This is a genomic window from Vibrio sp. 397 (genome assembly GCF_033339395.1).
Lineage (GTDB): Bacteria > Pseudomonadota > Gammaproteobacteria > Enterobacterales > Vibrionaceae > Vibrio > Vibrio alginolyticus.
Genome location: NZ_JAWOUN010000009.1, coordinates 223771 through 238542 on the forward strand (window position 1 = coordinate 223771; position 14772 = coordinate 238542).

18 protein-coding genes are annotated in these 14772 nt (G+C 39.3%); 2 read left to right on the forward strand and 16 right to left on the reverse strand.

Annotated features, from left to right (window positions below):
* Positions 1–5: 5 nt before the first annotated feature.
* From R7P36_RS16325 to R7P36_RS16345, 5 genes are all read right to left on the reverse strand, one after another.
* Complete coding sequence (locus R7P36_RS16325; protein ID WP_029811849.1) at positions 6–512, reverse strand: hypothetical protein; 507 nt, start codon at positions 510–512, stop codon at positions 6–8.
* A gap of 35 nt (positions 513–547) precedes the next feature.
* Positions 548–1048, reverse strand: coding sequence for a hypothetical protein (locus R7P36_RS16330; RefSeq protein ID WP_025634894.1), 501 nt, complete (start codon positions 1046–1048; stop codon positions 548–550).
* Positions 1049–1133: 85 nt separating this feature from the next.
* Complete coding sequence (locus R7P36_RS16335; RefSeq protein ID WP_025634893.1) at positions 1134–1430, reverse strand: helix-turn-helix domain-containing protein; 297 nt, start codon at positions 1428–1430, stop codon at positions 1134–1136.
* Between the two features lie 199 nt (positions 1431–1629).
* Entirely contained in the window at positions 1630–2358 is a 729-nt protein-coding gene (locus tag R7P36_RS16340; RefSeq protein ID WP_206937400.1) for a hypothetical protein, read from the reverse strand.
* A gap of 138 nt (positions 2359–2496) precedes the next feature.
* On the reverse strand, positions 2497–3237 hold the full coding sequence (locus R7P36_RS16345) for an excalibur calcium-binding domain-containing protein (protein WP_025767055.1): 741 nt from the start codon (positions 3235–3237) through the stop codon (positions 2497–2499).
* Positions 3238–3674: 437 nt separating this feature from the next.
* Here R7P36_RS16345 and R7P36_RS16350 point away from each other — a divergent pair, with 437 nt between their 5' ends.
* Entirely contained in the window at positions 3675–4895 is a 1221-nt protein-coding gene (locus R7P36_RS16350; protein WP_206937398.1) for a hypothetical protein, read from the forward strand.
* On the opposite strand, the gene R7P36_RS24815 is transcribed toward R7P36_RS16350, so the two are convergent.
* The 11 genes from R7P36_RS24815 to R7P36_RS16400 form a co-directional block, all read right to left on the reverse strand.
* Positions 4892–5263 (reverse strand): RDD family protein, encoded by a 372-nt coding sequence (locus tag R7P36_RS24815; protein ID WP_025767057.1) that lies wholly within the window; start codon positions 5261–5263, stop codon positions 4892–4894. The genes R7P36_RS16350 and R7P36_RS24815 overlap by 4 nt on opposite strands.
* Positions 5260–8283 carry a hypothetical protein gene (locus R7P36_RS16355; protein ID WP_213899626.1) on the reverse strand — a complete coding sequence of 1008 codons (3024 nt, stop codon included), beginning with the start codon at positions 8281–8283 and terminating at the stop codon, positions 5260–5262. The genes R7P36_RS24815 and R7P36_RS16355 overlap by 4 nt, the downstream gene beginning before the upstream one ends.
* The gene (locus R7P36_RS16360; RefSeq protein ID WP_025634882.1) at positions 8283–8549 is read right to left on the reverse strand and encodes a hypothetical protein; all 267 of its coding nucleotides are present in this window, start codon (positions 8547–8549) and stop codon (positions 8283–8285) included. The genes R7P36_RS16355 and R7P36_RS16360 overlap by 1 nt, the downstream gene beginning before the upstream one ends.
* A 3-nt stretch (positions 8550–8552) precedes the next feature.
* A complete protein-coding gene (locus tag R7P36_RS16365; RefSeq protein WP_025634881.1) occupies positions 8553–9740 on the reverse strand; it encodes a hypothetical protein in 1188 nt (395 codons plus the stop codon).
* Positions 9741–9747: 7 nt separating this feature from the next.
* Positions 9748–10437: an HNH endonuclease gene (locus tag R7P36_RS16370; protein WP_025634880.1), complete on the reverse strand. Its 690-nt coding sequence runs from the start codon at positions 10435–10437 to the stop codon at positions 9748–9750.
* 837 nt (positions 10438–11274) lie between these two features.
* On the reverse strand, positions 11275–11481 hold the full coding sequence (locus R7P36_RS16375; protein WP_213899627.1) for a hypothetical protein: 207 nt from the start codon (positions 11479–11481) through the stop codon (positions 11275–11277).
* Between the two features lie 202 nt (positions 11482–11683).
* The gene (locus tag R7P36_RS16380; protein ID WP_140050538.1) at positions 11684–11857 is read right to left on the reverse strand and encodes an HNH endonuclease; all 174 of its coding nucleotides are present in this window, start codon (positions 11855–11857) and stop codon (positions 11684–11686) included.
* Positions 11858–12184: 327 nt separating this feature from the next.
* The gene (locus R7P36_RS16385) at positions 12185–12427 is read right to left on the reverse strand and encodes a hypothetical protein (RefSeq protein WP_025767062.1); all 243 of its coding nucleotides are present in this window, start codon (positions 12425–12427) and stop codon (positions 12185–12187) included.
* A 10-nt stretch (positions 12428–12437) separates the two neighbouring features.
* On the reverse strand, positions 12438–12821 hold the full coding sequence (locus R7P36_RS16390) for a hypothetical protein (RefSeq protein WP_025767063.1): 384 nt from the start codon (positions 12819–12821) through the stop codon (positions 12438–12440).
* A 127-nt stretch (positions 12822–12948) separates the two neighbouring features.
* Entirely contained in the window at positions 12949–13551 is a 603-nt protein-coding gene (locus R7P36_RS16395) for a hypothetical protein (protein WP_140050539.1), read from the reverse strand.
* A gap of 100 nt (positions 13552–13651) precedes the next feature.
* Positions 13652–13957, reverse strand: a complete 306-nt coding sequence (locus R7P36_RS16400) for a hypothetical protein (protein WP_169567642.1) — start codon at positions 13955–13957, stop codon at positions 13652–13654.
* A 564-nt stretch (positions 13958–14521) separates the two neighbouring features.
* Between R7P36_RS16400 and R7P36_RS16405 the strand changes: the two genes are divergently transcribed.
* On the forward strand, positions 14522–14772 hold a 251-nt coding region (locus R7P36_RS16405), incomplete at its 3' end, for a transposase (RefSeq protein WP_206937396.1).

A 14772-nucleotide genomic window follows, 5' to 3' on the forward strand; every position in this document is an offset into this window, starting at 1 on the left:
CTCATTCACTTAGCTAGAGTAATACTAAATCTATCCATGTAAGATAATATTTCAATTTCATTTTTATAAACTTCGGTAAGTTTACGTTTAGCTTTATTATACGCCCCTAACTTTCCATACTTCTCCACGGACACAACTGTAGTCTTTGTCGATAATGATCCGTCATCACCATATACATACCACTTGGCCAAATAATGGAGTTTTTTTCTTCGAGGGTCTGATTTGATAGGTGCGTTCTTTTCTATTAGTTTCGGCTCTAGACTATGGGGTAATCGGGTAAACAGTTCAGGCTCATTCAAGACTCTTTTCCAAAGCTTTTTCCCCCACAACTTTATGCCGATTTCGTTCCTTAACCTAATAGCTTTCTTTAAACCTTTCTTCTCTCCAATACGGATATAACCAACCGATCTATGAAGAATTTTATCTTCGGGTGTATGGATGTGAATCTTAAATGCAGTCTCAGCTTTTGAGATAAACCTAAGACCAGTGTTTGTCTCGAAATTGGATTTCATGTTCTAAGCTAATTATCCGTATAATTAATTGATATTTAATCTTCGTATTTACTGAGTTTGGTCTCCAAACTAGTGATCAATTCCGGTAGTTTAGATACATACTCTTTAAGCATAGTTATTTGATGTTTAGCTAGGCTTCGCGCTTGTTCAAGCTCCCTAGTTGTCACTAACTTTGAAGCATCTCCTCCAATATTTTTCCAAAGTCCTGCATCAAGTCTCTGGTTTTTATACTGTAGATCACCACCTTGAGTGCGAAAGCCGGTATCGGTTTCTTTGATTGCGATACGCTCTTTGATTTCCCCAGCTCCAACGGTGTAAATTTTAAAGGGAGCTTCGACCTCGGGTTTTCTTCTCGAAGACATGGGAATTCCTGCAATCTTACGACAGGTCTTGCAAATAGGTTTTCCGCTTAGTTTTGCATTTTCTATACTTTTGTGGGGGTCATTACTAAACCAAAGGTGTTTACCACATAGTGAGACCCATTGGCTTTCTTTGTTCTTACTCACATCGTGGTTAATATCAATAATACAAGGCATGTATATTCCTCAAACCTATCATGGCATTACTCAATATCAGAAAGTGTGAAGGGACTTCTTTGAAGTATCGCGTTTAAGGGGTAATTCAATCATCAAATTTACTCGGATAATTTAGCACATCACACACGTGCTGTCGATTAATTTCTATCCAATCACGATTTACTGCACCCCAATCTATTATCTTAAACTCACCACCTTTAGTGTGTTCAATTTTAATCTCCAATTCATGAATAGCTTTGATAGTATCCTGTGCGGTTCTACGAGGCATATTCGTTGCTTCCACTATTGCTGGGACAGTGTTAAAACCTCTATCAATTAGATATGCAACTAACAAACGTCTCAGAAATGAGGTTTGAGTTTTACTCGGCTTATTATCGTTCATGCTATCCTTCTTCGTTAAACAAGTTTTTTTTGAACAGTATTCATCATCTTCGGTAGGAAGTAATTCCCATTACACTGTAATATCTTACGTCATGACCTAGTTAACAAATGGTTTTCATTTAACCTAGCCTAGGCTTAGTAAACCATCTATACAACTAGACCACGACACAAGTGACAACGTCACGCAAAACTCAACCAAATTACTTTATGTTCCCGAACATATGCTTTAAGCAATGTGAAGTTCCAATATGCTGGTACAGTCTGTGTGAACGTAGTTTGTTTAATAGATTCGGACTCTTTAAATGCTTTATGCACTCTTCGACTTCTCCCCGAGTAAAGAAACTACTTGGCATATTAAAATTAGTCGGGTGTACTGCCAAGCACCTCTCATTATTTGAGTCGGTATAAGTCATTTCAAACTCTAATTCCGGGTATATTTTCTGTAGCATGTTGATCTCATATACATAGCCCATATACTCATGATCAATGAACCTTTCGTGAATGTTTACGTTAGAAAGAGGGGAGGTATTTCTAAAAACTTCCTGGTTGTGGTGATAGAGGAACCGCGCAGTTATGGTCCTATGTTTTCCCTCTTCAATGAAGTAAGCATCCTCAACTTTTGTAAAAGAAATACCTGGTTTTACATGATGATCTAAATAGTAATTTGGATTTTCTTTGAGTTCCATTAGGGCTCGCTCAATACGTTTTAAGTGACGCCCACCTAAACAGTCCCCCCACTTCATCGCATCATAGCCTTGGCTATGACCAACAACGCGCTCTAAAGGAATACTGCCAAATCTCTTCTCAATATGTGGAAATAGATAAATTCCTCTACCCGTCAGATAATCGTCGAGAGGGAGTAATTCCGTATTGGTGAAATAAGCCGGATTTAGTCCATTTAGCTCCAGTATATTTGTTTTGATTGCCATACTCAGTTCCTCGTTAGTTTTTAAAGGTTTTAGCCACCGATTCGCTGGTGGGCTAATGAGCATATCAAGCAAAATGTCATCTCTACTACCTGAAGTCCCGCTTTTTGGAAGTCCACCTATCGTATTGATAGAGTCGATTTATTCACATACAACCCCATCACCATCTCTATCGTTCATATAAGAGTATGCAGGATGTGATCTTCTTACTGGTGCAATACCATTGCTGATAGCTTCCTTGCATGTAATCCTACCGTTATTATCTTCGTCATACATAAGTAACGGTGCGGACTTTGAAACGTTTCTCGTGGTTTTTATACTTTCCTCAGCAGGTTCATATACGATCATATCAGTGCTTGTGCAGTTTCTTAGTACCGAATCTAACGTTTCCACTTCTCTGCGGTCTACACTTAGAGCGTATTTCAACTTTACCTCGACCACTCTATTAGCAAACCAGCATCTGTTTTTTTGGGGTAACCACTCTCCAGCGTCCTTTCCACACTTACCGTTGTCACCACAACGGTTTACAGTAGGTGAAGCTAATGTAAGATTCAGGAGATCACTGGCAAATTGAATGCGCATTTCACTGGATTGTGAGCACATTCCGCTATCATGTGCTTCACTTGTTGACACTATATGCTCAATGTCTGTGTATCGGTCAGATTCAAAGTAACTGCCAGTGTAAGGGCCATATATCAATCCCCCCATACTACTTACTATGTGATCTTCTACTCGTTGAGAATAGTTGTATTGTTGAGATTTATCGTATGGAGAACATCTATTCTCAGGTTTGACTATTAAACCCCGCCATATCTCTGTTGAATAAGCATCAAAAGAAACCAATAAGATGCTTGTAAGAACAGCTTTAGAAATTGTTTTCATAAACTTCCATTGATTATTATGGTACAGCAATATACTTGAATGCACTAAGCCCAAGCCTTTTGGCATTCGCTCTTGCTGCGGCCTTATTCTTGAATGGATAGATCCCATAACTAGCCAATGTATCTAGTGCCACATCTACCGAATCAATTAACCAAATATCACGAACACACGGAGGACTTCCAGATACTTTAACGTGAAATAAATCTCCATTTTCATCTAATGAAGAAATAGTTTTGGAATCCACATAATTTAGATCAATGTGAACTATCTCACCGTCACTTTTGTAAAACCTGGGATAATTATGAACTGTAACTAGAAGATATCTCATACTATATATTTGCCTTTTGTAGTTAATTTGTCATCGTTTAATGATTTACAGGCGGTATTGCCTCATAGCTAATGTGGTATATTTTTGCATTCTATTAATAGGTGTTCGCATGCACATAACTGTATCTAGTTCTGATAAAAATTTGGACTCTGAACATCACACTTTTGAACAACCTTCCTTGCTGCTTAAAAATCGTATTAAAAGCCCAGAAGCCCAATCCAAATTAAAAATTCTCCGTCTTTCTGATTCAGTACTCAATTGCCACTGTGTATCACCACCAGCCACAATGTATCTACGTAAAAGGGGGGATTACATATTCATGGTGAATCATTATGAGCATGGCCAACATCTGCAAAATTGTCCCTTGTACTCAGACATAAAAGGTTGCAGAGAAGCGGTAAATAGAGATATTTCGCCTGAGTCCGAAGAATCAGATTTTAATACCTTTATTTATCACAGAGCGCTCCCTTCTACTGGAACTGATTCAACTAATCCAAAGTCAACTTCAACACGAACGCCCAGTGTACGGCATGGAGAGAGTAAGTTAGAAAGGCTGTATTATCATTTATTAACCGACACACTATCAAATTGGCATTTCTCCGGAAAATCTATGTCGGCTGAACAGCACTTATTCAAACTTAAGAGGTCTGCCAATAAAATCCTCTTTGGAAGTAGTACTCTTGATAAATACATATTTATCGGACCAACAGGTTTGAGATACGCTTTTTCAAAACTCTATCGTAAAACCGGGGCTGGGTGGAAAGGCCCTGGACGCCCACAAGCATTTTGCATGTTCATCACCAATACTATTGAGTTAAAAGAACATTCTTTAGTAATTGATGACACGTGTCTGTCGTTTACCCGTTTGGTGAGCCCTTTAGCCAAATCGGCACTTAAAGAAGTGGAAGGACCTTATTTCGTCTTAGCAACCTTATGCCAAATGCACTCAGAAAGAATTAAGCTACACACCGTTTACATCCAACCAATCGTTTCATTGACAAATCAGGTACCTATTACTTCATCATTTGAACGCAAGGTTTTTACCGCACTAATATCTAAAATCGATAATGGCTCAAAACGTTACAGTATTCAGAAAATACTAACCACTCAGATGCAAAGAAACACTTCGGACTACTCCACGCCGAGCTTTATCTTGCAACTGAAGAATAATCATGGAAAAGTGATTTACCGGAGTATGGTTCAAATTGACGATTCGATTTATAACTTAGATAGATTTAGTCGCTCACCCATTTCTCTATGGCGTGTTAACCACTCAATGACAATATCCCCTGATGAGCCAATAGATATTGCCACAGAAAAGATTCTTTAAACTATACGAGTTTTGACGTTACTCGAGCTCATCCGGTCAGACAGAGATCGACGTTTAGGGAAAACAACTATCAAGAACAAAATCGGCACCGTTAAGCAAATTAGAGTACCGAACAAACGATACACATAAGTAGAAACCTCAACGTTCTCACCTTCTTTTCCTTGCACCTGAAGTTTGAATATTTTTTCCCCTAACGTCCTCTTCAAAAGTATGTATTGGCCCATCATCGTAAAGAAAAAGAACACATAGAAATAACCTATGCTTTGGATAGTCAACGCATTTAGTTCAAAGACGTAAAACTCTAAAATACCGAATAATAAGCTAATCAAACAATAGTCGGTTACAAATGCCAAAAATCTCTTTATCACGTACCAACTCCGTTTAATAAAATATGTTCTTTAACCCTATTGATACAATCAATGTAAACATCTTTGTCAGTCATATCATCGACTTCACCCTTCTTCTTGATGAGTGCTTTCATATCTGGGAACGACAAAACCTGTCCTAATGCAATATTCAATTCATCATAAGGTACTGAGTCACCTAATGCCTCTTTTACTTTTCTTCTGACATGAACATCTTCGGCATCACTTGCTAATGACCATACTAAGCCAGGAGGTAACACCGATACGATAGGTTGAATAATTGGCGCTTGTATTTTCTTCAGCTTACCTATGTACAAGATTCCGCGCCCCATGCCATTTAAAATTCCAGCTTTACCGACATACGATTCTATAGATTCAAACTCATCATCTGTTAGCTTAAACTGTTCCTTAATCACCCGTTCTGTACCTACACCTGGGATGTTGCAAATGAAGGTATTAGTAGCCAAGTCGCGAATAGATGGAGGGAAAGCTTCGTACATCTGTGTCAATAAAGTGATGATCTCACGATACTTACGCGCTGTTTTTACTTCTTTATCAAAGTTTTCATCTAACTCAGGACATTGAGCCTGTTCGTATTCGTCTTGGAAGTAATACTTGGGTAAAGGCTTTTTCGCTCGAGCAATTCGAAGTGCACGCTTATAAAACACAGGATCTGCATCATTTTTTACATCATCTTCATGTACCCAGAAATGCCTTTGAGCTAGACCTTTTGCAAGAATAAACCATGCATTTTTCATCGCTGCTGGGGCGGAATCTACAACTGGTTTAGCGTTTACAAACAGCATTGAAAGGTCAGAGTAATCTACCATCGGATATGAGCCTAAAATTGCGCTATATCGATCTGTCATCAGCTGCACTGAAGCACCAATTAGGTCCAGTAGTTTTTCTCCTCCAACTTTGAAAGAACCCATAGCGCTTTGCTGTTCAGCCGACTTTACCTCTTTGGGTAAGTCAGAGATCAGCGGCCAAATATACCTATGAGCTATTTTTGACAATCTTAGGAAATATTGTCGTTGAGCGTTAGATATACCTTCTTCATTCGATGCTTTGTATAGGGCATTACGGGCGTTTAGGTAGCTGTACGACGACTCGCTCTTTAAATGTTTTTGTACAAGATGGTGAGCAAGCTCTTTCTGTATTTTATCGACGCCGGGTTGCGAAGGGTCAATTTTCCTAGGCTGTGAAATAGCCTTTGCTACCATACTGTCAATTATTGCTGAAACACAGTTATCAAGTTGTACGTGGATTGGCTGTTTCGAGCCACCATTGACTATCTTAGTAACAAAAGCAGTCGCAGTGTTGTTCTCCGGCTTAGCCAATTTATTGTAACCATATTGTGGCTCAAGCATGTTGTAAGCGCTTGTCTTTTCATTGGCAAGACTGATTGCCCCTACTTTAGCTCTATCCTCTTTCTTCAGGTTTGCCCTAACAGTTTCGGCAGTGAATAATATTGACTCACCATAGTCGACCCCCGCAATAAGAGGCAACGATGTCGTTCCAGCTAAGAAATGCATTGCCCTGGTTAATACACCAGCTTGAACTGACTTACCAGAACCCATAGATCCACTAACTAAATTCAAGTGATGTGACTGTGTTGAATCAAAGTCAATAGGCCATGGCTTGCCATCAGGTGTGATATAGAGTAATACGCCGGAGTCCCACGGCGAGGCAGGACGTATGATTGGAGCGGACGAGAAGGCTGTTTCAATACTGTCATTACTCGCTCTCCCAACAGGCCTTGAGCTATAGCCAGGTAAAGAGGATAAAAGGCCCTCTATAGGAAATGAGCACATACGTTGCCTTTCCCCTCCCCAACCTCTAAGTGCACTTTGTACGGCTTTGAAACGTGTATTAGTTTCCGTTTCGTTATCACCCCAAACAGTCACCGACATATAACACTCTACTGCACACCCTCCTTCTTGAATGAACTTTGTTGTCTTATTACAGGCTTTCAGAATTTCACTTGATATTGGGTTAGTTTTAGCAACGAATGTGGTGAGACTCGATTTAGTCATTTTAGAGGTTTGTATACTTTGGGAGCCAGAAACCAGAGTGTACGATATACGCATAGGAACATCTCTGTTAACTCGGTTTATAAAACTCCTCATTAACATAGGCTCATCCCCGACTAAGTAACGCTCAAGCGTGGTATAGCAGTGACCATTGAAAAACTTAAAGTCAGGTCTTTTAGCATCCTCAAAAGGCTGTTCTACTATCTGCGAATGTATGGAGCTATGCCCAATCTCATCAGTATCAACCTTGTAGGTATGATTGCTCATTATTTTAGGAGATGATTCTTGTCGTGTGGATGGTTTCCAACGGTCCTGGTTTTCAAAGTCTCGGTATAGAAGATCTCTGATTTCCTTTAATGCACGATGAGACTCTAGTTTTTCGAATAGAACGTACTCAGAAAAAATATTAGTCATTTCTGTAACAAAAGAACGATGCTGGTCGTAAATCTGCATCGTTTCTACCCAGTGATTCTGGGTCTTAGAGCTACTGCTTAAACTGTGACCATATTCATCTGCCAATTTTTTTCTATTTTCATTACCCTCTTTGATGTTTGGTCTATCAAGAGTTTGGGGTGTCGTAGTCAATACAATATAGGTCATCTCTGGCTTAATTAGCTGAGAAATGAGGCTCTTTTCAGTCTTGTTTAACTTCTCATTTTGGTAGCCCATCGTTTTTGATACAGAGTCCACTGTATTAAGACACTTGTTCACAAAGCTCTCAGAACGACTTGAATCAATATCGATAACAAAATCTATTCTGTTTCCACTGTCTGTAAAATTTTGTCGAGCTCTACTTGCCATAAAGTCAAGTATGGCAAGCTCCTGCTTATTTGAGTAGAACCTGTAAGCCCCGTTCAACTTTAGTAGGGTAACCATTGAACCATCGTGAGTTAGCAGTGAGTGAGGGTCAATGCTTGATGTTGTTTCTAATTGACAAATCTCATAGGGTTTATAGGAGATTAGATTCGCTAAAAATGAAAGAGCTCCCATTAGATAGTTAACCTCTTTACTTTCTTCGCAATAACTGGTTGAGTATCCACTCTTCTTGTAGATAGGGCTGTGATTAATTCACTCATTTGAGCTTTCTTATCCGCATCATCTAGCTGTTCAATTTGATCTAGTTTAATGACATCCTGTACCCCAAACGAGTTATGAAACTGTGAGTTAAGCTTTCCGAACACATTCAAATCTTGAAGCTTTTTGTATGTCTCGGGCATTTGACCATCTGAGAAAATTTCTAGCGGTTCAATTTCCATTTTCTACACTCCGATATCTGGCATTGCGCCAAATTTTTCTGCAATAATATTGGCTTTTTTTACATCTTGGCTACTTAACCAAACCCTTGCCGCACCGACACCAAACCCACCGCCGACGAAACCTGCTTTCATAAACGCTTCCGCAAGTTTGGAGCAAATAATCCTGTCATATGCTCTGAGGTACACTCCCAGGCCAGTAGCTTGTTTTTGACTTCCTAAGTGGACTTTATCGGCTAAGGCACACCAAATATTTTCACTGACCACACCTTTAGAGTAACTATATCTATTTTTTGATAGGTCTATTTCAGGCCTTACATCCAACTTACCAGCATTAGTTTTCAGGCCTCCCAAAATTTCAACCTCACAGTAACGTAAAATATCAATAACCTCTGGAAGAGCAGCCCATATTCTCGTTGTAGATTTCACACCTTCGATTCCAAAGGTAAAACTTTGAGCTCGCTTTGGGTCGATAGACTTTACTTTGATATTTAGAATTGCAGCAGTATTTTTATGGAGGTTCTTTAAACCTATTATGACTTTTTCTGTATCAGGGAGTAGTACTTTGTTTTTATATCCAGCAACAATTGGCCCATCGCTACTAAACGTAAATTCTTCCCAATTGTTATCCAAAGGAAAGTTTTGATTCATTAAGTATTCGAAATGCGCAACCCTTGGTAAGGTATAATGATAGATCTTTCCGTTTGCAGACTTTACAGTACCTTGGAATGACTGATACGCATCATTTAATGCCGCTTTAGCTGAAGCGTCTGCGAGTTCACTTATATTTAGTAGTTCAGAAGGTAGGAACCCTTGTGATTCCAGGTATTGTGGGATTTCACCACCAAGGCGATATCGAAGGTAGTCCGGATTAAGTTCGAATTTACCCTGTAGATCTGCAGCAATTGACTGAACTAGCTTTGCTAAATGTTGAATACCTTCAATATCTTTTTTAACATTCAACTCCCTCATTATCTGTTGTAAAGACAACCTTAAATATTGCGACGAACGTAGGTTAGGTACTTTGTAGAGGGCTTCTTTTTGAAATATAGAGTGTTGAATGTTAGTTACCCAAATTGTAGACATCTCCAAATCAGAATAGGAACTAAACTCCTTCACCTTGCCATCGACACAAGAGAATCCACTCCTAGGTTTTTTTTCATCGTTGAATATCGCTACGCCATATGTGTTCATTAATATCCTATCCTTCTAAACTAGAGATATGGTTGTTCACTATTTCTGGCCAATTGTTTGGGTCATAGAAATCTGAAAAGAAGTCTTGGTTCCTACTCCACTCCTCTATCTCTCGAGAAAAGGGATCTGGAGTAAACAGCAACCTTAAATGAGGGTACTTTAACTGACGTTCGGAATACTCTTTGTCATCCATAGCACGAAAGTCTTCAGCTAGTGCCCTAATGTTGGTTATTTTGTACACTTGACTTACTTGCTGCGCCGTAGCAGAAAGGAGCTCGATCCAGAGCCCTGTATCGCGTGCAATACGCAGAAGCGTAGTACCGCATTTTTCTGGACCTTGGATTTTTGCTAAGTAATTTGCAACCCAAGATATTCGAACGTAAGCATTGAGCTCCTCCTGGGTCAAAGAGGGACAAAAAACTAAAGTGGCAAGTTTATTATCTGCAACAAAACCCAGATGTTCACACATATGACATAGAGGGCATTTACACTCAAAGTTAATGATTTCGTTATGTTTGTGATTCCCATCCTTGTGATGAACATGTTGATACTTTTCTGAACGAAAATGGCAATCAGTACATCGATAGTCAACATCTGATAAAAACTCCACCCTTTTTAGTTGAAAGTCTTTATCATCAGATGGTTCTGGTGGTTCTGATAAACGCCATTGATGGCTTCTACTAACACCTATGAACATTACTCACCTATATATGTCATTTGTGGATATTTTACAATACCCCAATTATCATAATAATTGGGATGATTAACAAGGAATAATTTGGAGAGGCGTTAAGTAAGCGCTTATACCAAGATCGAACTGAGTACTTTTCCGATTGATATCTTTATAACGTGGGCAGGTGAACAGTAGAGGATGGCGAGCGATTATGAGTAAAGATGTGGCTTCTTTCTTTTTCTGTTGCTTATAAATACTGATGTTTCGGGTTATCGATTTATGCTACGCCATAGCTGTTTAATAGTGGCATTTGTATGATGCTTGCGGTTAGTAAACCATTTCCGATACAAAACGCCATCGGTCGCACCGATATTACCTTGATTACCTGCTAACCAAGCTCTGTGCAACTCACTTCTAGCAACCAGCCGCCTAAAACTTCTTGGCAAGAAAAGCTGCTCATACCCAACAAAATAGGCTCGCTCGCATATCAGTTTATATACACTTGTCATACAGTTTTCCTTATCCAGTTAATGTTTCTTTTTAGGTTTCAGCAGCGTCTTAACTAGCTTATCTATCTTACGCTTCTGCTTGTACATGGGCGGTTGTATAGGGCAACATCTAAGAGATCACTTAGCTCTCCAACAGCATCACCAGTTTTAGTCGGGTTTACTGACCTTTAAGCACCACCCCCAGTTCTTCTAGTGGCCATACGAGTGTCTAGTTCTTATGTTGAACATGGCTCCCTCTTTGTTATCAAGTTGTTCTGATGGCATTAATCCATTTGAATCGCCTATTTTGACAGTTGTCATAAGCATGTAGGTGTAATTCAATACCTTTTACACAATCTAGTTGTTTACAATGTCATTTTTTGCCGTTTTTTCCGTAGATAAAACCATACACTACAGTAATAAAAGCGAAAATGAAGAACCACATTAAATTTTCATTCTCGATTAGAGTTTCTAGAGAAAAATCTAGGACAAATCGGACTAAGAAATAGGCACTAGCAAGGGCTGAAACGTTAGTAATAAAGTCCGCGAACTTCCGGTGGTTAGGTTTTGGTTCTGGCATGTTTTTTCCAATGTTGATTACAGCCCATGTCTAGGGCTGTATTTGTACTGTTTCTCTGCTCGCTTTCTTAAGCAAACAGCCTCAAAAAAGTCACTTGTGCTACTAAGGTACTTTTGCTTATTACCCACTCCGATGTAGGCGACAAAGTAGCCATTGATCTGTTTCACTCCAGTCACACCAGTTTTGTTGCGGCGACTTCTAGCTAAATTTCTCTGAGCAACGCAGTTGTCCCCCTACGTAAATTGCTCCATTTATCATTTAGAGAATCACCATCTTTATGATCGATGATGAAATCAGGAAAATGACCAGTCATTATTGACCAAGCGATTTGACCAGATGTGTACTCTTTACCGTCAATGACAATTCTGCGCCACACGTTGCCTTTCTTCCGCTTGACGCATCCCGCAACTAGATTAGCTCGGCGGCCTCTGCCCAACTTTTTCCACTGGATGATGCCACTATCAGGGTCATAGGTGAGTTGGTTTCTAATCTAAGTTACTAATTCCAATACTATCTTCCAACGTTAAATTCGCTCTAAAACTGGCAACTGAAATGAGCCAGTTGCGCTTTGTAACCAAGCACGATGTATCTGAGTGCGAGCAAGTAGCTTCCTAACCAATTTGGGGACTTCTTTTTTGGCTTTATCGGCTTGGTTATATGACCAGATCTGCAATGGCTCGTAACTATCTCTATCCAGCAGGAACTACTCTTTATATCCAACTTTATTGGGATTTCTATTACCAAATCTCTTTCTAGCCAACCACATCCCTAAGAACTGGAGTACGACAATCAAGATCATCACTGAAAAAGCCATTTCACGATTAATAACGCCAACGAAAAGTAACACTAGACTTAATACAAAACCGATGACAATTGCTTGTAAATGGTGCTTATGTAAAGAGGTTCCTTTAGGTTGCCAATATCTAGCTAATATATTGTCTAACATAAGGTGTTACCTACATCTTGATGAGAGCGTTAAAGAATAGTTCTCCATCAGTGAAAGCATCTTGCAACGTCAAACCGTATGCTCTGTGCATCCATGCGGATTTCAGGACTGATAGCCTACACTTAACTTGAAATTCTGCTTCTTCTTTATCTAAATTTGGATACCCAGCAACCCCCAATAATAGGTCATGTATGCGCTGATTAGATTGGCTCAACTTGATTATAATTGAAGGAGTAGTGATATAGTTTAGTTTCTCTTTAGATACCTCAGTTAGCTCCAACTCTGTAGCAATCACATCAAACCATAAGGTAACTTGTTGTACGCAGATGGAGCTATCGGCATTTGTATATTCACTCAGGCTATCACTAATTTCTTTAGCTAATACTATTTTCATTTCTTGTTAGTCCTTGGTCGTTGTCTTAACTTTTTCTTTAAGGTCTGCGTTCTTATTTTTGAAGCATTTTTACGGTTCTAAAAGGTAAATCTAAGGTTTTTATGAGCTAATATGTTCCCTATCCTAATTAACCTACTTTTTTAGCTAAAGACTTTGCCAGTCCCTCGTTAACAAATGATTTCCAATTTTCTTTAGTTAGTTCTGCCTCGACAACTTCTTCTTCGACTAGCGAAATGATGATTTCTCGATTAATTAGGTTTGTAGCCATGTCTAAATCATGTAAACGAAGGAACGATGTTACACCCCACAGCTTATCTGAATGAAGTTCCAAGCTATCAGGTAGACCCATAAGAGCAGCGAAAGCAAAATCACCTTGTCTTAATCCCCTGCAATGCAAAACCATCATATCTTCAAATCCAAGATAGATTGCTTCTAATGGTTTATCCTCATCATCGTTTGGCTTTAGATGAACTAACCATTTATCCTGATGGACATCAACTAAGTGATTCATCCCTTCATAGTTTTGTAAACCTCGAAGGTTATTGGACATGAGCACACCGTAAACCAACTTTAGTTTTAAATGATCATCATTTAATGGTGTGTCAGGGTTTAGCACACCCTCCTCTCCACGATCTAGAATAGGTAACTCAGCAGCATCTACCAAAACAGCTAAATCTTTTTCGGTATGGGGCATCTGCCATACTGCATATTGCATTTCATTCTTTGACAAAGTTTGCACTCCAAGTTGTTATTACTACTTCTATCAAAGGCACTCAAATCAACCTGTTAAATGCCTTTTGCACAAGTTCGATTTTTCCAATACTCTCAAGTTACTTAGTGAGTGGGATAGAATTTGAATCCATAAAAGAATCAACCTGTTTAACCAAGTCTACTGCTGTCGGCTCTGTCTCTAACGTTGACCGAAGTTTGTTGATTGTTGAAACGCACTCCTGATTAACTTTGAGAGTAATTTCACCTAGGTTGTTAATGTTGGAGTCACAAGCCAATTCCAACTTTGCATCAAGTAAACTTAGCGCAATAGAATGACCTAATTCGATTACCATTTCTTCTTGAGTCGTTGCTTGAGCTTGCAAGGAAAGAGCAGCTAAGATCGTAGCTACTAACTGTATTTTCATATTTTCGATTTTCCCATTACTTCAGCGACAAAAAATCGCCTGTGTATTCATAGTTGACAAGCGCATGTAAATCTCGCCTATGAGAAGGCGTTGCTTCTTCTTTAGCTTGCTCATAAAACCACTTTCCCGCACCATAAAGATCATTGTTGATGTCTAGCCACGATACATCATATTAATTACCATCTTTTTTGTTGATGGAATCAACACGCTCGTTCCAAGTTCAACCATCTACATGCTTCACCAAAGAACGCATGTTTTCCTTAGATTTTTCAGTTAATTCAAAAGCGAATGGGTTAGAGGTGTTTGATAGTTTATCTAATTCAAGGTCATCTCTAGTTTCAGTCTTACTCCTGTTTTAGTCTCCTATTTTTAAAAGTTCAGCGTTCACATACTGCCATGTTGTTGAGTTAAACCAGTTAATCGGATCTATTTCCCTGTCTGGAACCAACCAATGAAAACCATCTTTTAATGCTTCTTTGTCTAGGCAATACTTATTATTATCTAAGAACCTATCCCAAAAGGAATTGTCAGATAATACATAATGATAATTTATGAGGGCAACGTATGGCAGGTAATAAGTGGCAAATCAGTGATGAACTCTGGGAGAAAATGGCTCCTCTCATCCCGGAACATAGAACTCAACACCCGCTGGGTACGCACCGCAAGCGGGTTGATAATCGCGCTGCAATGAACGCCATTTTCTTCGTACTCAGGACGGGTTGCCAGTGGAATGCGCTAAATGCCACCGGTATATGCTCGTCAAGCTCTGCTCATCGCCGATTTCAGGAGTGGCGGGATGCTGGCGTATTTGAACG

What these genes read in the sequence shown, in the direction of transcription:
- R7P36_RS16390 (WP_025767063.1), bottom strand. Translation starts at nt 12,821, where the DNA reads ATGAAAATAGTATTAGCTAAAGAAATTAGTGATAGCCTGAGTGAATAT.
- R7P36_RS16330 (WP_025634894.1), bottom strand. Translation starts at nt 1,048, where the DNA reads ATGCCTTGTATTATTGATATTAACCACGATGTGAGTAAGAACAAAGAA.
- R7P36_RS16350 (WP_206937398.1), top strand. Translation starts at nt 3,675, where the DNA reads ATGCACATAACTGTATCTAGTTCTGATAAAAATTTGGACTCTGAACAT.
- R7P36_RS16355 (WP_213899626.1), bottom strand. Translation starts at nt 8,283, where the DNA reads ATGGGAGCTCTTTCATTTTTAGCGAATCTAATCTCCTATAAACCCTAT.
- R7P36_RS16325 (WP_029811849.1), bottom strand. Translation starts at nt 512, where the DNA reads ATGAAATCCAATTTCGAGACAAACACTGGTCTTAGGTTTATCTCAAAA.
- R7P36_RS16385 (WP_025767062.1), bottom strand. Translation starts at nt 12,427, where the DNA reads ATGTTAGACAATATATTAGCTAGATATTGGCAACCTAAAGGAACCTCT.
- R7P36_RS16400 (WP_169567642.1), bottom strand. Translation starts at nt 13,957, where the DNA reads ATGAAAATACAGTTAGTAGCTACGATCTTAGCTGCTCTTTCCTTGCAA.
- R7P36_RS16335 (WP_025634893.1), bottom strand. Translation starts at nt 1,430, where the DNA reads ATGAACGATAATAAGCCGAGTAAAACTCAAACCTCATTTCTGAGACGT.
- R7P36_RS16370 (WP_025634880.1), bottom strand. Translation starts at nt 10,437, where the DNA reads ATGTTCATAGGTGTTAGTAGAAGCCATCAATGGCGTTTATCAGAACCA.
- R7P36_RS16340 (WP_206937400.1), bottom strand. Translation starts at nt 2,358, where the DNA reads ATGGCAATCAAAACAAATATACTGGAGCTAAATGGACTAAATCCGGCT.
- R7P36_RS16360 (WP_025634882.1), bottom strand. Translation starts at nt 8,549, where the DNA reads ATGGAAATTGAACCGCTAGAAATTTTCTCAGATGGTCAAATGCCCGAG.
- R7P36_RS16365 (WP_025634881.1), bottom strand. Translation starts at nt 9,740, where the DNA reads ATGAACACATATGGCGTAGCGATATTCAACGATGAAAAAAAACCTAGG.
- R7P36_RS16375 (WP_213899627.1), bottom strand. Translation starts at nt 11,481, where the DNA reads ATGCCAGAACCAAAACCTAACCACCGGAAGTTCGCGGACTTTATTACT.
- R7P36_RS16345 (WP_025767055.1), bottom strand. Translation starts at nt 3,237, where the DNA reads ATGAAAACAATTTCTAAAGCTGTTCTTACAAGCATCTTATTGGTTTCT.